Origin of the sequence: Comamonas testosteroni ATCC 11996 (genome assembly GCF_000241525.1) — a bacterium.
Lineage (GTDB): Bacteria > Pseudomonadota > Gammaproteobacteria > Burkholderiales > Burkholderiaceae_C > Comamonas > Comamonas testosteroni.
This window is the reverse complement of record NZ_AHIL01000049.1, coordinates 196,460-212,387: the sequence shown is the minus strand read 5'-3', so window position 1 is coordinate 212,387 and position 15,928 is coordinate 196,460. Positions and strand designations below refer to the sequence as shown.

Below are 15,928 nucleotides of genomic sequence, written 5' to 3'. Positions count from 1 at the left end.
CACCATGTTGCAAAACCCTTCCACCAAATACCGCGCTTTCACCCCCGTGCGTCTGACCGATCGCACCTGGCCCAACGCGGTCATCACCAAGCCCCCGGTCTGGTGCAGCGTGGATCTGCGTGACGGCAACCAGGCCTTGATCGAGCCCATGGACATCGAGCGCAAGGTGCGCATGTTCGAGCAACTGGTGAAGATCGGCTTCAAGGAAATCGAAGTCGGCTTTCCTTCGGCCTCGCAGATCGAGTTCGACTTCATGCGCAAGCTCATTGAGGAAAACCGCATTCCCGACGACGTGACCGTACAGGTGCTGACCCAGGCGCGTGAGCACCTGATTCGTCGCACTTTCGAGGCGCTCGAAGGCGTGCCCCGCGCGATTGTCCATCTCTACAACGCCACGGCTCCCGTGATGCGCCGCGTGGTGCTGAACATGAGTGAAGACGAGATTGTGGAGTTGGCGGTGACCAATGCGCAGATGTTCAAGGACATCGCGGCCCAGCACCCCCAGACCAAGTGGACTTTCCAGTATTCGCCCGAAATGTATTCGGACACCGAGCTGGAGTTCTCCAAGCGCGTGATCGACGCCGTCACCGATGTCTGGCAACCCACGCCCGAGAACAAGTGCATCATCAACCTGCCCACCACGGTGGAGCACTCCACGCCCAATATCTTTGCCGACATGGTGGAGTGGACACATCGCAACATCAAGCGCCGTGACAGCGTGGTGATCTCGGTCCATCCGCATAACGACCGCGGCACGGGAACGGCGGCTGCCGAGCTGTCCCTGATGGCTGGCGCGGACCGTCTGGAAGGTTGCCTGTTCGGTAACGGCGAGCGCACCGGCAATCTGGACGTGGTGAATGTGGCGCTCAATATGTATATCCAGGGCGTGAACCCCGGCCTGGATTTCTCCGACATCGACGATATCCGCGCAACGGTCGAGCATTGCAACCAGTTGCCCGTGCATCCTCGTCATCCTTACGTGGGTGACTTGGTCTACACCTCCTTCTCCGGCTCCCACCAGGACGCCATCAAGAAGGCTTTCGCCGCCCACAAGGAAGGCGATATCTGGGATATGCCTTATCTGCCCATCGATCCCAAGGATCTGGGCCGCAGCTATGAGGCAGTGATTCGCGTGAACAGCCAGTCGGGCAAGGGCGGCATTGCCTATCTGCTCGAGAGCGAATACGGACTTCAGCTGCCCCGCCGCCTGCAGATCGAATTCAGCCAGGTCGTGCAGCGCGAGATGGATGCCAGCGGCAAGGAGTTGTCAGCTGCGGATCTGTGGGAGCTGTTCCAGCGCGAATATGGAGTCAACACCGTCAAGGCGCCTCAATATCGCCTGAGCGAGGCAGATGGGGTGGTCAATATGACTTCCCACATCGAGATCGCCGGAGAAAAGTATTTTTTGGAAGGCGAAGGTACGGGCCCCATTGATGCCTTCGTGCAGGCGTTGTCGGCTAACGTCGGTCGCAATGTGCGCGTGCTCAACTATGCCGAGCATGCGATTGGCGAGGGTGCGAATGCCAAGGCGATTGCCTATGTGGAATTGCGCGTGGATGACGCTCAGGTCTGCTACGGCGTAGGGGTGGATGCCAATATCGTTTCCGCCTCGTTGCGCGCCATCATCTCGGGAGTACAGCGCGTTACCGCTGTCGCTGAAGAGGCGGTAGCTGCTTAAAAGGTTCAAAGCCGGTGTCGCCAAAAGCGCACCGGCTTTTTTGTCGGCAATCCTCCAGTCAAAACAGGCGTCTACCGGCGCCATCACATAGAGAGTCCCCACCATGTCCGATCAGCTCATTATTTTTGACACCACCTTGCGTGACGGCGAGCAGTCGCCCGGCGCTTCCATGACACGCGATGAAAAGCTGCGCATTGCCCGTCAGCTGGAGCGTCTGAAGGTCGATGTGATCGAGGCGGGGTTTGCTGCGGCATCCAATGGCGACTTCGAGTCCATCCAGACCATTGCACGTGCCATCAAGGACTCCACAGTCTGCTCGCTGTCCCGCGCCAACGATCGCGACATCGCGCGTGCGGCCGAGTCGTTGAAGGGGGCCAACCGCGCTCGCATTCACACCTTCATCGCCACCAGTGCGCTGCACATGGAGAAAAAGCTGCGCATGACACCCGAGCAGGTGCTGGAGCAGGCCAAGCAGGCGGTGCGCTTCGGGCGCAATCTCATTGAAGACATCGAGTTCAGTGCCGAGGACGGCTATCGCAGCGAGCCCGATTTTCTGGCGCGTGTGATCGAGGCAGTCATCAAGGAAGGTGCAACCACCATCAACGTGCCCGACACCGTGGGTTACGCGATTCCCGAGCTCTATGGCGAATTCATTCGCAACCTGCGCGAGCGCGTGCCCAACAGCGACAAGGCCGTCTGGTCCGTGCATTGCCACAACGACCTGGGCATGGCGGTTGCCAATTCGCTGGCGGGCGTGAAGATCGGCGGTGCGCGCCAGATCGAGTGCACCATCAACGGTCTGGGCGAGCGCGCGGGTAACTGCTCACTCGAAGAAGTGGTCATGGCCATCAAGACGCGCAAGGACTACTTCGGTCTGGATGTGAATATCGATACCCAGCATATCGTGGCCGCCAGCCGCCTGGTCAGCCAGACCACGGGCTTTGTGGTGCAGCCCAACAAGGCTGTGGTGGGGGCCAATGCCTTTGCCCATGCCTCCGGCATTCATCAGGATGGCGTGCTCAAGGCACGTGACACCTACGAAATCATGCGTGCCGAGGATGTGGGCTGGGCGGCCAACAAGATCGTGCTGGGCAAGCTCAGCGGCCGCAACGCCTTCAAGCAGCGCCTGCAGGAGCTGGGGGTGGAGCTGGACAGCGAAGCTGCCATCAACCAGGCCTTCACGCGCTTCAAGGAGCTCGCGGACCGAAAGAGCGAGATTTTTGACGAGGACATTCTGGCGCTGGTGAATGCCGAAGGCGCGGAGCACCAGGACAATCAGTTCCAGTTCATTTCGCTGGCCCAGCAGAGTGAAACAGGTGAGCGCCCACATGCCAGCGTGGTCTTCAGCAATGCAGGCCGGGAAATCAAGGCCAGCTCCGAGGGCAATGGCCCGGTCGATGCCTCGTTCAAGGCCATCGAGTCCGAAGTCAAGAGCGGTGCTGAGATGGTGCTGTATTCCGTCAATGCCATCAGCGGCTCAACCGAGAGTCAGGGCGAGGTGACGGTGCGCCTGCAGCGCAGTGGTCGCGTCGTCAACGGAGTGGGTGCTGACCCCGATATTGTGGTCGCTTCGGCCAAGGCTTATCTGAGCGCTTTGAACAAATTGCATAGCAATCAGGAAGTTGTTGCAGCACAAGGTTGACTGCTGGATTTATAATTTCACTCAGATTATCGAGAAGGTTGTGCAAGTGCTTGTCACTGCACGACTTTTTTGATTGAATTAAATCCTTACACCTTGTTGTCTGGAGTATCGCATGCAGCTGCTGCGTCCATTTCGCCTTGCAAAACTCACTCAGGTGGTGTCTTTGGCTCTGTTGAGCTGCGCTCTGGCTGCTCCGGCAGCACATGCGGCAGCGCCCAAAAAAGACTCCAAAAAGCCCGTGGCTGCTGCGGCTTCGGCTAAGAAAGCGGCCAAGGAGCCGGCTGGCAAGGTTCGAGCTGCAGCGCAGCCCAAAAGCGCAAAGGTTGCCAAAGGCAAGCCGGAAAAGGCAGACGCCAAGCTTGCAAGCAAGAAGGGCGGAAAGACTGTCCTAGCAGCCAAGGCCGAAAGAGACGAGAAGAGCGGCGGCAAGAAGCGTCTGGCCAGGGCAGGAGCGGCTGGCGCTGCGGTTGCGGCGGCCGCAGCTGCCACGGCGGTCGAGCCCGCACGCCTGTCCTATGGGCAGATGGCGGGTCTTCACTCCGTCTCGGATCCCCTGGATCTGCAAAGCAGCGTGGCTTATGTGATCGACCAGGACACACATGAGGTGCTGCTGAGCAAGAACGATCAGGCAGTGCTGCCGATTGCTTCGCTGACCAAGCTGATGACGGGTCTGCTGATCTCTCAGGCTCGGCTGCCCATGGACGAGATGATCACCATCACGCAGGACGATGTGGATACCGAAAAGCACAGCAGCTCTCGCCTGCGTGTCGGTACCACCTTGACGCGTGCCGAGATGATGCATCTGGCGCTGATGTCCAGCGAGAACCGTGCTGCCCATGCCCTGGGACGCACCTATCCCGGCGGTCTGGCGCAGTTTGTGCAACTGATGAACTCCAAGGCGCTGCAGCTGGGCATGAAGGACACGCGCTATGTCGAGCCCACCGGCCTGTCCAGCAGCAACCAGTCCAGCGCACGTGACCTGGCGCGCCTGGTGGCGGTGGCCCACGCGGATCCGTTGATGCGCGAATACTCCACATCGCCCGGTTATGAAGTGGCCGTCGGTCGCCGTACGCTGCAGTTCAACAACACCAACCGTCTGGTCAAGAGCGACAACTGGGATATTGGCCTGCAAAAGACCGGCTATATCTCCGAAGCTGGACGCTGCCTTGTGATGCAGGCCCATGTGGCCGGGCGCAAGCTGATCATGGTGTTCCTGGATTCTGCCGGCAAGTTCAGCCGTCTGGCGGATGCCGAGCGTGTGCGCCACTGGATGGAAAGCAAGGGACCCACCGCCAGCAATACGATTGCAAGCCGTATCAGGGGCTAAGCAGGTAAAGGTCCAGTCAAAAAGCGCTACCCAGGTAGCGCTTTTTTATTGGGTCTACACCTGAAAGGGCATTCCAGCCCTTTTGCGGATTGCGAGAGACGCCCCTGTATTCAACTGTGCTGGCTGCGGCTGTAGGGATTGGGGGCGGCCTGAGCCGGGGCCGGGCGTGTGCCGCTGAAGCCCAGGGCCACGGAAATCTCCTGCACCGTGGCCTGCAGCCTGGGGGCCCAGCTCTCATCGAGCCGGTCGGCCGGGGCAGAGATGGACAGGCCCGCAATCAGCTTGCTCTGGTCGTCGTAAATGCCGGCGGCCATGCAGCGCACGCCCAATTCCAGCTCTTCGTTGTCGCGGGCAATGCCGTATTGGCGTACCTTGGCCAGCTCATGTTCCAGATCACCCAGCTGGGTGATGCTGAAATGGGTCTTGCCCGGCAGGCCGGTGCGCATGGCGTAGGCGCGTACCTGCTGGGAGTCATCGGCCGCCAGGAACAGCTTGCCGTTGGAGGTCAGATGCAAAGGAGCATGGCCGCCAATGGCGCGTACCACCTGCATGCCCGAGCGCTCGCTGTAGGCGCGTTCCACATACACAATCTCGTCGCCCTGGCGCACGGACAGGCTGATGGGCTGCTGAATCTGCTTGTAGAGCTGGCGCATGGGCGTCAGCGCCACTTCACGCACATTCAGCCGGGCCTTGACCAGGTTGCCCAGTTCCAGAAAGCGCATGCCCAGACGGTAACTGCCCGATTCGGGACGATCCACAAAGCGGCCCAGTGCAAGGTCATTGAGGATGCGGTGCGTGGTCGATGGATGCAGGCCTGTGCGTTCGCTGATCTCCTTCAAAGAAACCGCTTCCTCACGCGATGCCAGCACGTCGATCAACGTGAACATGCGTTCCAGAACCTGGACGCTGGGCTTTGCGGAGGCCGATAGGTCGTCTTTTTTCATGCGTTGGAGATACTTTGCGGGATGAGGGCATTCTAGCGGTGCTGCAGCCGTGCAGCCATGTCATCCGCTCATATATCCATGTGCTGTTTTTTGTGGCGTCACTCTTCAATTTGCGAGCGCACAATGCTCTGCCTGTCTACGCGTTGCCATAGCTCGCCCTGGCGAATCTCATGTGGCAGAAAGCTGGCCTTGTAGCGCATCTTCTGGCTCTCGGAGATCCAGTAACCAAGATAGACATAAGGCAGGTTCATGGCTTTCGCCTGCTGGATTTGCCACAGCACATTGAAGGTGCCGTAGCTGGCGTGGTCTTCCGGGTCGTAGAAGGTGTAGACCGCCGACAGCCCGTCCTCCAGTACATCCAGAATGGAGAGCATTTTGAGTGTGCCGGGCTGACCGTCTGTGCCCGGCTCGCGGAATTCGACCAATCGGGAGTTGACTCTGCTTTGCAGCAGAAACTGCGTGTACTGGTCCACGCTGTCGTTGTCCATGCCGCCGCCGCTGTGGCGGTGCTGCTGGTAGCGTAGGTAGAGCTGGTAATGCTCGTCGGAGTAGTGCAGGCGCTGAATGGAGGCGACAAGTTGCCCATGCTCTTTTGCAGCGCGCCGCTGGCTGCGGCTGGGGCGGAACTCCTGCGCCAGAATTCGCAGGGGAACGCAGGCCTTGCAGCCATCGCAATAGGGGCGGTAGGTGAACATGCCGCTGCGCCTGAAGCCCAGCGTGACCAGTTCCGAATAGGTGGTGTTCTGAATCAGGTGACTGGGTGTGGCGACCTGAGAACGTGCCAGCCGGCCCGGCAGGTAGCTGCAGGGATAGGCTGCCGTGGCATAGAACTGCAGGGCATGTAGCGGGAGATCGTTCGGGTGCGTCATGATCGGACTCGGCTGCAGATGCGGTGCGTCAAGCTTCACTGTGGCTTAGCAACTGCTCCCAGTATATGGGGCTGAATTGCCACTGCATATCAGGCAGCTGCGCCTGGGCTTGAACAGTCCGGGCAAATTGTGCTCTGGTGATCTCTCGTGCGCCCATGAAGGAAAGGTGTGCCGTGGCCTGCTGGCAGTCGATCTGCGGCACCTGATGAGCCCTGCACAGGGCCACCAGTGCCGACAGTGCGATCTTGGAAGCATCGGTTTGCAGGGCGAACATGGATTCGCCAAACACCGCTTTGCCAAGCGCCACGCAGTAGAGGCCGCCTGCCAGCTGGCCGTCGATCCAGGTTTCCACGCTATGTGCAGCGCCTTGCTGATGCAGTTCGGTATAGGCATCGACGATGCTCTGCACAATCCAGGTACCGTTCTGTCCGTCGCGAGGGGTCTGGGCGCAATGCTGCATCACCGTGGCAAAAGCGCTGTCGATGCGAATTTCACAGTGCGGATCGTTGCGAAATTTCTGCAGTCTCTTGCGCAGGCTGCGGTGCAGGCGAAACTCGTCGGGATGCAGGGCCATGCGCGGGTTGGGAGACCACCAGAGCACCGGCTGTCCCTCGCTGAACCACGGGAAAATGCCTTGGCTGTAAGCCGTGCGAAGACGTGCTGCATCAAGCGTATTGCCGGCGGCCAGCAGTCCGGGAATGGGATCCCGCTCGCCCCAGGTCTGATCAATGGGGGGGAATTCTTGTTCGGGCTGCAGCCAGGGCAGGGAGTGCGTCATTGGCATTGGGAGTGGATGGACTGCCCTTAGTCTTGCACAGACTGAAGCGGTTTTGCGCGTCGCGGCGGATGACGGGGGCTGGCGTAATCCCGCTGCCGGCGGCGGAAATGAAAAAAGGCTTCTCGAAGGAAGCCTTTTTTCTGGGGGAGCAGCTGCGGCAGCTGCCGCCACATTACACGCGCTTGCGGTATTCGCCGGTGCGGGTGTCGATTTCGATCTTGTCTTCCTGGGACACGAACAGGGGCACGGCCACTTCGAAGCCGGTAGCGATCTTGGCGGGCTTCAGAACCTTGCCGGAGGTGTCGCCCTTGACGGCGGGCTCGGTCCAGGTGATTTCGCGCACGATGGTGGTGGGCAGTTCGACGGAGATGGCCTTGCCGTCATAGAACACCACTTCGGCAGTCATGCCGTCTTCCAGGTAGTTCAGTGCGTCAGCCATGTTTTCGGCTTCGACTTCGTACTGGTTGAACTCTTCGTCCATCCACACGTACATGGGGTCGGCGAAGTAGGAGTAGGTGCAATCCTTCTTGTCCAGGATCACGTTGTCGATCTTGTCGTCGGCCTTGAACACGTTTTCCGTGCCGAAGTTGCCGATCAGGCTCTTGAGCTTCATGCGCACGGTAGCAGCGCCACGGCCGCCACGAGCGTATTCGGTCTTCAGAACGATCATGGGGTCCTTGCCGAACATGATCACATTGCCTGCGCGGATTTCTTGAGCGATTTTCATGGCTTGCTTGCGTTTGAAAGGTTGGAGCCGCTCTACACGGCAGGCAAGCTGTTCGCAATGGTCGCTGGAGAAAGCAACGCATCAAAGGTGCGGCGGCGGGGCCTGCCGCATGTACCGCGGCGGGGCGCGACCCCGAAAGCAAGATCGCTCGGCATACCGGCTGCGACTGCCCTCAGAGAGGCAAAACGTGGATTTTAGCTTTTTTCGGCGACAAAAGCTTGAAGCTGCTCAATCAGTTCGGTTTGCTCCATCAATCTGGCGCGTGCAGCCCTGATGCAGCAGGCCCATTCGTCCAGCATTTGTCGGTTGAGCAAAGGCAATGTTTGCGGTGCGGTCATGCCATTCCAGGTGTGGTGAAAGCGCCTGAGGCTGTCCGGGGCCTGGAGCCAGTCCAGAAAAGCGTTCAGCTTGTCGTGGTGGGCGTTGTCATGCTGAGGGTAGATCTGCCAGACCATGGGCTGGCCGGCCCAGAGCGCACGTACCAGGGAATCCTCGCCACGCACCAGATTCAGGTCGCAGGCCCAGAGCATTTCGTCGAACCGGGCCTGAGGGCGGGCTGGCAGATAGAGCGGCTGCATCTGCTGCGCTTGGGGCAGCGCCTGCACGGCCGTCGTGGCGCGTCCGGGGGTCACGAGCAGCCTCGCATTGAGCGCCTGCTTGTCCGAGAGCTGCGCGAGCAACTGGGGCAGGGCGGCGGGCTCGTAGCAAAACAGCGAGACGGCACATTCGCCGTGCTCAATGCCTTGTGCGCGGCGCCACGACTCGCGTTGGGCCATGAAGGCCTGCTGGCGCTCGGCCAGGTTCTGCTCGCGTACCAGTGAGCCGGTTGCCGCCGTAAAGCCGGGGTAGAAGAACCAGCGTGTCAGCCCGGACGCGGGGCCGCTCATGATGCGTGAGGGCAGGCGATGGCAGCGCTCCACATAGTCTTCGGCCGAGAGATATTCGAGATTGATCCAGACCGGGGGCTTGCTCTTCGACGCCTTGTCAGCAATGGCGCTCACGAATGCTGCGGGAATCTCGCATCCGAAGGCCTCGACGACCACATCGCCGATTGGCGCAGGGATGTCAGCAGCCTGCGCGGGCCAGGCATGCACGCTCAAGCCCGGCGGCCAGGGCTGAGGGGCCATCCATTGCAGGGCGCTGGCATCGTCCATCCACAGGCGTACCTGCTGGCCGCGTGCGGCCAGTTCTGCGGCCGTGCGCCAGCACACCCCCACGTCGCCAAAGTTGTCTATGACCTGGCAGAAGATGTCCCAGCACAGCGATGGATGCGGTGGCGTGCTGGCGGATAGGGGCAATGGTGCGAATTCGGGCATGGGTTCAGTCTTGATGGGTTGAGGCGCTCTGGCACAGGTGCTCGACCAGCAGTTGCGCGACGCTCGAGAGTGCGTCCTGGGAGCGTACGCAGAGCATGAGCTGGCGCTCGGCCCAGACTTCGTCCAGGCGGATGCAGCGCAAGGGCAGTGCGCCCATGTAGATATGGGCGCTGCCCTCGGGGAGAATGCCCACGCCCAGGCCGGCGGCCACCATCAGGCACAGGGCGTCGTAGCCCGTCACCTTCATGCGCAGACGCGGCTGCAGGCCCTGGTCGGCGGCAGAGCGGGTGATGAGATGGTTGAGCGCGCTGTCGGCATGCATGCCGATCAGATCATGCTCGAGGACTTGTTCCAGGCGCAGTCTGTGCTCGCCGGCCAGCGGATGGGATTGGGGCATGACCACGGCCAGCCGGTCCCTGCGATAGGGACGCAGGCTGATCTTGCTGCCGTAGCTGCCGTTGTTGAGCAGGCCGATATCGGCTTCGTTGTCGGCCACGGCTCGCGCGATATCGGTGCTCACGCGCTCCTGCAGCCTCACGTCCACCAGTGGGTGCCGGCTCAGAAAGCTCTGCAGCTGGGCCGGCAGAAACTGGGTGATGCTGGAAATATTGGCCATCACCCGCACATGACCGCGCAGGCCTTGCTCGCCACCCTGGGCATAGTCCTTCATCTGCGTGGCGATGCCGTCCAGCTCGTTGAGCACGCCACGCGCCATGTTCAGCAGGGCGTAGGCGGCGGCCGTGGGCTGGCTGCCCCGATTGCTGCGTGTGAACAGCTCAAGCTGCAGCTGATCCTCCAGCTCGGCCAGGCGGCGGCTGGCGGCCGAGGGGGCGATGTGCTCGCGTGCTGCGGCACGCGCGATGGCGTTTTCCTCCATCACGGCCACAAACAGGCGCAGGGTGATCGGGTCCAGTTTCATGAGGACTGCATTATCCCGCCTGGCTATGCCCAAATGCGATGGCAGCTTCGCATTTCAGCGTTTTGCAGGACTGTTCTTCAAGGGCAAGATGATTGAAAAGCCGCTTTGCGTGGTGTTGGTCAACGCAAAGCAGCACAGCAAGACAGGTAGCGAGAGACAAACAAGAGACAAACAAGAGACAAACGCATGACGACGATGAATATCCAAGACCCTGCCACACAGACTGCCACGCCGCGCGCGCTGGAAGGGGTGAAAGTGGTGGAAATGGGCCAGCTGATTGCCGGTCCCTTCTGCGGCAAGACCCTGGGCGAGTTTGGTGCCGATGTCATCAAGATCGAGGCGCCCGGTGCGGGCGACCCGCTGCGCAACTGGCGCCTGATCAAGGAAGGCACCTCCGTCTGGTGGCAGGTGCAGTCGCGCAACAAGCGCTCGGTCGCGCTCGATCTGCGCCAGCAGGAGGCGCAGGCCGTGGCGCGTCAGCTCATTGCCGAAGCCGATGTGCTGGTAGAGAACTTCCGCCCCGGCACGCTGGAAGGCTGGGGCATGTCGCCCGAGGAGCTGCACGCCATCAACCCCGGCCTGGTGATTCTGCGGATCTCTGGCTACGGTCAGACCGGCCCCTATCGCGATCTGCCGGGCTTTGGTGTGATCGGCGAGGCCATGGGCGGGCTGCGCCATCTGACGGCCGAGCCGGGCCGGGTGCCGGTGCGCGTGGGCGTGTCGATCGGCGATACGCTGGCGGCCCTGCACGGCGTGATCGGCGTGATGATGGCGCTGTACCACCGCAAGGTGAACGGCGGCCCCGGCCAGGTGATCGACGTGGCTCTGCATGAGGCCGTGTTCAACATCATGGAGAGCCTGATTCCCGAGTACAGCGCCTTTGGCGCCGTGCGCGAGGCCGCCGGCAGTGCGCTGCCAGGCATTGCGCCCTCGAATGCCTACCCCTGCCAGGATGGCTGGGTTCTGGTTGCGGGCAATGGTGACTCCATCTTCAAGCGGCTCATGACGGCCATCGGTCGCCAGGATCTGGCCGATGCACCCGACCTGGCCGACAATGCGGGCCGCGTCCAGCGCGTGGCCGAGATCGATGCCGCGATTGGCGCCTGGACGCAGGCACGCAGCGTGCAGACGGTGATGGACGAGCTGGGCGCGGCACGCGTGCCGGCCGGCAAGGTCTACACGGCCAAGGATATTGCCGAAGATCCGCATTACCGGGCGCGCGAGATGATTCTGACCCAGCGTACCCGCGATGGTTTCGAGCTTCAGGTGCCGGGCGTGGTGCCCAAGCTCTCGCTGACGCCGGGCACGGTGCGCAGCAGCGCCCCCCATGTGGGTGACGACACCGATGCCGTGCTGGCTGAAATTGGTCTGAGCGCCGAGCAGGTCGCCCGGCTGCGCGAGAAAGGCATCATCCAATGAGCACGCCAAATGTCTGGAATGGCGCGGGTCGCCGCATCCATATGAACGAAGTCGGCACGCGCGACGGTCTGCAGATGGAACAGGCCTTTGTGCCCACCGAGGACAAGATCGCGCTGGTCAATGCGCTGTCCGAGGCCGGCCTGTCCAAGATCGAAGTCACGGCCTTTGTCTCGCCCAAGGCCATCCCGGCCCTGCGCGACGGCGAGATCGTGATGCGCGAGATCGTGCGCCGGCCGGGCACGGTCTACACGGCGCTGGTGCCCAATGTGCGCGGCGCGGAGCGTGCCATCGATGCACGGACTGACGAGCTCAATCTGGTGATGTCGGTCAGCGAGACGCACAACCTCTGCAATCTGCGCATGCAGCGCAGTCAGTCTTTCGAGGCGCTCAGGCAGGTGATCGCCACGGCGCAGCAGGCGGCAACGCCCGTCAATGTGTCTCTGTCCTGCTGCTTCGGCTGCCCCATGGAGGGCGATGTGGCCGAGGCCGAAGTGCTGGACTGGGTGCAGCGCTTTGCCGATCTGGGTGTGCAGGGCATCACGCTGTGCGACACCACGGGCATGGCCTATCCGAGCCAGGTGCATTCCATGGTTCTGGCCTTCAGGGCGCGCTGGCCGCAGCTGGGCCTGACCCTGCATTTCCACAATACGCGCGGCATGGCGCTGGCCAATGTGCTGGCCTCCATAGCTGCGGGTGCGGATCGCTTCGACGCCTCGATTGGCGGTCTGGGCGGCTGTCCCTATGCACCGGGCGCCTCGGGCAATGCCTGCACCGAAGAGATCGTGCATGCGCTGCAGCTCATGGGCTATGACACAGGCACAGACCTAGCCCGCATCGTGGCGGCTGCTCGCAGCCTGCCGGCACTGATAGGCCACGAGACGCCCAGCCAGATCGTCAAGGCCGGCACGCGCTGGGATCTGCACCAGCCGCCAGCGGATTTTGCCGAGATCAAGGAACGCGCCCAGGCCAGGGCCTGAGACTGTTTCGCCCCCACTGCATCGGCTCTTTCGGGGGAAGGAGCTGACGCGGTTTACCGCCCCACGGCTTGCGCAAATTCGGATCAGGCATGGTGTCTGGCCAATACAGATGCCCGCTGCCCACCCTTGTTGGCGCAAGTCCCCATTCCAATCAGGAGACAAACATGACTGTTCAACGTCAACGCCTTCATTTCATGCTTGCGACGGCCGCTGCCGCGGTCGGCCTTGCCAGCGCCCCGGCCATGGCCCAGGGCAGCTATCCCAGCAAAACCGTGCTGATGATCGTGCCCGCTGCCGCGGGCGGCACCACCGATCTTGCCGGTCGCATGGCCGCACAGGCGCTGGCGCCGGTGATCGGGCAATCGGTGGTGGTGGACAACAAGGGCGGCGGCAACGGCGCCATTGCAGCCAATCTGGTCAAGCGTGCCGATGCCGACGGCTACACGCTGCTGATGCAGTACTCCGGCTACCACGTCATCTCCCCGCATCTGACCAAGGCCCGAAGCTGGGAACAAAGCGACTTTGCCCCTGTGGCCAATGTGCTGTCGGCGCCGCAGATCATCGTGGTGCGCTCCGAGCTGCCCGTGAAGACGCTGGCCGAGCTGGTGAGCTACACCAAGGCCAATCCCGGCAAGCTCAACTACGCCTCGTCGGGCAACGGATCGTTGCAGCATGTGACGGGCGCCATGCTGGAGCAGCAGGCCGGCGTGAAGATGGTGCACGTGCCCTACAAGGGCACGGGCCCGGCGCTGCAGGACCTGCTGGGTGGCCAGGTGGACCTGACCTTCGGCACCGCGCCTCCCTTCATGCCGCATGTGCAAAGCGGCAAGCTGCGCGTGCTGGCCGTGACGGGCAAGCAGCGCCTGCCCAGCCTGCCCAATGTGCCCACCACGGCGGAAGCCGGCTACCCGGGCGTGAACGCCACCTCCTGGTTTGCCGTGTTTGCGCCCAAGGCCACGCCACAGCCCGTGATCGACAAGCTGGCTGCCGATATCAAGAAGGTGGTGGAGGACCCCGCCTTCAGGAAAAAGGCCGAAGAGCAGGGCGCCACGGCAGACTATATGAACCCGCAGCAACTGGCGGCCATGGTCAAGACCGAATATGGCAACTGGGCGCAAGTGGTGAAGTCGTCCAAAATCGAAGCCGAGTAAGCTGCAGGACGCAGGGATTTCCCCAAATCCCTTGGATCTAAAAAAGGAGCTGCTACCGCTTGACTGATAAGGACCTCAGATTGAAAAGTATCTGAAATTCAATCTCATCAAGCGCTGGCAGCTCCTTTTATTGATATGCAGAACGTTGCCCGGTCGTTTGAGCCGCTTGCTGCCGGATTCGTCCACATGCGCAGACAATAGCGCCCATGTCTTCCACGCATTCCGCCGAACTGCTGGCCCAGGTGGCCGCGCTGCCGCCATTGCCCGGCGTCTATCGCTATTTCGATGCTGCCGGTGTCCTGCTCTATGTGGGCAAGGCCATCAACCTCAAGCGCCGCGTTTCCAGCTATTTCCAGAAGGACCATGGCGGCACGCGCATAGGCCATATGGTCAGCAAGATCGCGCGGCTGGAGACTACGGTGGTGCGCTCCGAAGCCGAGGCGCTGCTGCTGGAAAACAACCTCATCAAGACGCTGTACCCCAAGTACAACATCCTGTTCAGGGACGACAAAAGCTATCCCTATCTCAAGATCACCGGTGTGGCCCACCGGGACGGCAAGGAGGGCGAACCTGCGTTTCAGGAGTTCCCGCGCATTGCCTACTACCGCGGCGCCGTGGACAAGAAGCACCGCTACTTCGGCCCCTATCCCAGTGCCTGGGCGGTCAAGGAAAGCATTCAGCTGCTGCAGAAAGTCTTTCGGCTGCGTACCTGCGAAGACACGGTGTTTGCCAACCGCAGCCGCCCCTGTCTGCTCTATCAGATCAAGCGCTGCACCGGCCCCTGTGTGGACCTGATATCGCCCGAGGCCTATGCGCTGGATGTGCGCAATGCCGAGGCCATGCTGCGCGGCGAAACCAGCGAGCTGCTGCAGCAGCTCGAAGCGCGCATGATGGCGCATTCCGACAGGCTGGAGTTCGAGCAGGCGGCCGAGGTGCGCAACCAGCTCACGGCGCTGTCGCGCGTGCTGCACCAGCAGGCGATCGAAACCACCGATGACAAGGATGTGGACATCCTGGCCGTGCGCGTGCAGGGCGGCCGTGCCTGCGTGAATCTGGCCATGGTGCGCGGCGGCCGCCACCTGGGCGACCGGCCTTACTTTCCGGCGAATCTGGGCGATGCCGCATCGGTCTACTCCAGCGAGGAAGAAGTGGACGCCGCAGCCGAGGCGCGGCCCGTGGAGGAGCTGGTGCTGGAGGCCTTTATCGCCCAGCACTATGTGGGCGTTGCCGTGCCGCCCACGCTTGTCGTCAGCCATCCCGTGGAGAAGCGGCTGGTGGAGTTGCTGACCGAGCAGACCGGCGTGCGCATCACCGTGGTCCAGCAGCCGCGCGAGCAGCGCCGCATCTGGCTGGAGATGGCGCAGAAAAATGCCGACATCCAGCTGGCCCGCCTGCTGGCCGAAGAAGGCTCGCAACAGGCGCGCACGCGCGCCCTGGCCGAGGCGCTGGACCTGCCGGTCGAGAATCTCGACGAGCTGACCATCGAATGCTTCGATATCTCGCACACCAGCGGCGAAAGCACCAAGGCGTCCTGCGTGGTGTTCCATCACCACAAGATGCAGAGCAGCGACTACCGCCGCTTCAATATCGAAGGCATCACCGGCGGCGACGACTATGCGGCCATGCGCCAGGTGCTCACGCGGCGCTACAAACCCGTGGCCGAGGCGCAGCGCGAGGCGGGCGGCGCCGAGCTGAGCGGCAAGCAGCCGCATTTGCCCGATCTGGTGCTGGTTGACGGCGGCAAGGGCCAGGTCAGCATGGCGCGCGAGGTATTCACGGAACTGGGCCTCGATCTGTCGCGCATCGTGGGCGTGGAAAAAGGCGAGGGCCGCAAGGTCGGCCTGGAGGAACTTGTGTTTGCCGACGGACGCGACAAGGTCTACCTGGGTCATGACTCGGCGGCGCTGATGCTGGTGGCGCAGATTCGCGACGAGGCGCACCGCTTCGCCATCACCGGCATGCGCGCGGCCCGCGCCAAGGTGCGCACGGGCAGCAGCAGTCTGGAAGACATTGCCGGCGTGGGGCCCAAGAAACGGGCGCGATTGCTGCAGCGCTTTGGCGGCGTGCGCGGCGTGGCCGATGCCAGCGTGGACGATCTGATGACCGTGGAGGGCATTTCCGCAACGCTGGCCGAAGAAATCTACAAGGCACTGCATTGATGCAGGCTGCGCAAGCACGAAT

The 15,928-nt window shown here is 62.1% G+C and carries 13 protein-coding genes; 7 read left to right on the top strand and 6 right to left on the bottom strand.

Features of this window, described 5'->3' with window-relative positions; all coding sequences use genetic code 11:
* The first annotated feature begins 4 nt into the window (after positions 1-4).
* The 3 genes from leuA to pbpG all read left to right on the top strand — a co-directional run bounded on the left by leuA (position 5) and on the right by pbpG (position 4,647).
* Complete coding sequence (gene leuA / locus CTATCC11996_RS22320) at positions 5-1,678, top strand: 2-isopropylmalate synthase (RefSeq protein ID WP_003080790.1); 1,674 nt, start codon at positions 5-7, stop codon at positions 1,676-1,678.
* Positions 1,679-1,781: 103 nt separating this feature from the next.
* A complete protein-coding gene (locus tag CTATCC11996_RS22315; protein ID WP_003080789.1) occupies positions 1,782-3,320 on the top strand; it encodes a 2-isopropylmalate synthase in 1,539 nt (512 codons plus the stop codon).
* 112 nt (positions 3,321-3,432) lie between these two features.
* Positions 3,433-4,647, top strand: coding sequence for a D-alanyl-D-alanine endopeptidase (pbpG, locus tag CTATCC11996_RS22310; protein WP_003080786.1), 1,215 nt, complete (start codon positions 3,433-3,435; stop codon positions 4,645-4,647).
* A 110-nt stretch (positions 4,648-4,757) separates the two neighbouring features.
* Here pbpG and CTATCC11996_RS22305 read toward each other — a convergent pair whose 3' ends face one another.
* The 6 genes from CTATCC11996_RS22305 to CTATCC11996_RS22280 form a co-directional block, all read right to left on the bottom strand.
* A complete protein-coding gene (locus CTATCC11996_RS22305; RefSeq protein WP_003080783.1) occupies positions 4,758-5,591 on the bottom strand; it encodes an IclR family transcriptional regulator in 834 nt (277 codons plus the stop codon).
* A gap of 98 nt (positions 5,592-5,689) precedes the next feature.
* Positions 5,690-6,460 carry an arginyltransferase gene (locus tag CTATCC11996_RS22300; protein WP_003080780.1) on the bottom strand — a complete coding sequence of 257 codons (771 nt, stop codon included), beginning with the start codon at positions 6,458-6,460 and terminating at the stop codon, positions 5,690-5,692.
* A gap of 28 nt (positions 6,461-6,488) precedes the next feature.
* Positions 6,489-7,238: a leucyl/phenylalanyl-tRNA--protein transferase gene (aat, locus tag CTATCC11996_RS22295; protein WP_003080779.1), complete on the bottom strand. Its 750-nt coding sequence runs from the start codon at positions 7,236-7,238 to the stop codon at positions 6,489-6,491.
* 172 nt (positions 7,239-7,410) lie between these two features.
* Positions 7,411-7,965, bottom strand: a complete 555-nt coding sequence (efp, locus tag CTATCC11996_RS22290) for an elongation factor P (protein ID WP_003056627.1) — start codon at positions 7,963-7,965, stop codon at positions 7,411-7,413.
* Positions 7,966-8,159: 194 nt separating this feature from the next.
* Positions 8,160-9,281 carry an elongation factor P maturation arginine rhamnosyltransferase EarP gene (gene earP / locus CTATCC11996_RS22285; protein WP_003080776.1) on the bottom strand — a complete coding sequence of 374 codons (1,122 nt, stop codon included), beginning with the start codon at positions 9,279-9,281 and terminating at the stop codon, positions 8,160-8,162.
* Positions 9,282-9,285: 4 nt separating this feature from the next.
* Positions 9,286-10,200, bottom strand: a complete 915-nt coding sequence (locus tag CTATCC11996_RS22280; RefSeq protein ID WP_003080773.1) for a LysR family transcriptional regulator — start codon at positions 10,198-10,200, stop codon at positions 9,286-9,288.
* A 186-nt stretch (positions 10,201-10,386) separates the two neighbouring features.
* On the opposite strand from CTATCC11996_RS22280, the gene CTATCC11996_RS22275 reads away from it, so the two are divergent.
* The 4 genes from CTATCC11996_RS22275 (at position 10,387) to uvrC (ending at position 15,906) form a co-directional block, all read left to right on the top strand.
* Positions 10,387-11,619: a CaiB/BaiF CoA transferase family protein gene (locus CTATCC11996_RS22275; RefSeq protein WP_003080767.1), complete on the top strand. Its 1,233-nt coding sequence runs from the start codon at positions 10,387-10,389 to the stop codon at positions 11,617-11,619.
* Positions 11,616-12,596 carry a hydroxymethylglutaryl-CoA lyase gene (locus CTATCC11996_RS22270; RefSeq protein WP_003080764.1) on the top strand — a complete coding sequence of 327 codons (981 nt, stop codon included), beginning with the start codon at positions 11,616-11,618 and terminating at the stop codon, positions 12,594-12,596. The genes CTATCC11996_RS22275 and CTATCC11996_RS22270 overlap by 4 nt, the downstream gene beginning before the upstream one ends.
* 164 nt (positions 12,597-12,760) lie before the next feature.
* Positions 12,761-13,747 (top strand): Bug family tripartite tricarboxylate transporter substrate binding protein, encoded by a 987-nt coding sequence (locus tag CTATCC11996_RS22265; RefSeq protein ID WP_003080761.1) that lies wholly within the window; start codon positions 12,761-12,763, stop codon positions 13,745-13,747.
* 206 nt (positions 13,748-13,953) lie between these two features.
* The gene (gene uvrC / locus CTATCC11996_RS22260) at positions 13,954-15,906 is read left to right on the top strand and encodes an excinuclease ABC subunit UvrC (protein WP_003080759.1); all 1,953 of its coding nucleotides are present in this window, start codon (positions 13,954-13,956) and stop codon (positions 15,904-15,906) included.
* Positions 15,907-15,928 lie beyond the last annotated feature (22 nt).

Bases quoted from the DNA above. Each gene is read 5' to 3' on its own strand.
- pbpG (WP_003080786.1), top strand. From the start codon at position 3,433: ATGCAGCTGCTGCGTCCATTTCGCCTTGCAAAACTCACTCAGGTGGTG.
- leuA (WP_003080790.1), top strand. From the start codon at position 5: ATGTTGCAAAACCCTTCCACCAAATACCGCGCTTTCACCCCCGTGCGT.
- CTATCC11996_RS22265 (WP_003080761.1), top strand. From the start codon at position 12,761: ATGACTGTTCAACGTCAACGCCTTCATTTCATGCTTGCGACGGCCGCT.
- CTATCC11996_RS22270 (WP_003080764.1), top strand. From the start codon at position 11,616: ATGAGCACGCCAAATGTCTGGAATGGCGCGGGTCGCCGCATCCATATG.
- CTATCC11996_RS22315 (WP_003080789.1), top strand. From the start codon at position 1,782: ATGTCCGATCAGCTCATTATTTTTGACACCACCTTGCGTGACGGCGAG.
- CTATCC11996_RS22300 (WP_003080780.1), bottom strand. From the start codon at position 6,460: ATGACGCACCCGAACGATCTCCCGCTACATGCCCTGCAGTTCTATGCC.
- uvrC (WP_003080759.1), top strand. From the start codon at position 13,954: ATGTCTTCCACGCATTCCGCCGAACTGCTGGCCCAGGTGGCCGCGCTG.
- aat (WP_003080779.1), bottom strand. From the start codon at position 7,238: ATGACGCACTCCCTGCCCTGGCTGCAGCCCGAACAAGAATTCCCCCCC.
- efp (WP_003056627.1), bottom strand. From the start codon at position 7,965: ATGAAAATCGCTCAAGAAATCCGCGCAGGCAATGTGATCATGTTCGGC.
- CTATCC11996_RS22305 (WP_003080783.1), bottom strand. From the start codon at position 5,591: ATGAAAAAAGACGACCTATCGGCCTCCGCAAAGCCCAGCGTCCAGGTT.
- CTATCC11996_RS22275 (WP_003080767.1), top strand. From the start codon at position 10,387: ATGACGACGATGAATATCCAAGACCCTGCCACACAGACTGCCACGCCG.
- earP (WP_003080776.1), bottom strand. From the start codon at position 9,281: ATGCCCGAATTCGCACCATTGCCCCTATCCGCCAGCACGCCACCGCAT.
- CTATCC11996_RS22280 (WP_003080773.1), bottom strand. From the start codon at position 10,200: ATGAAACTGGACCCGATCACCCTGCGCCTGTTTGTGGCCGTGATGGAG.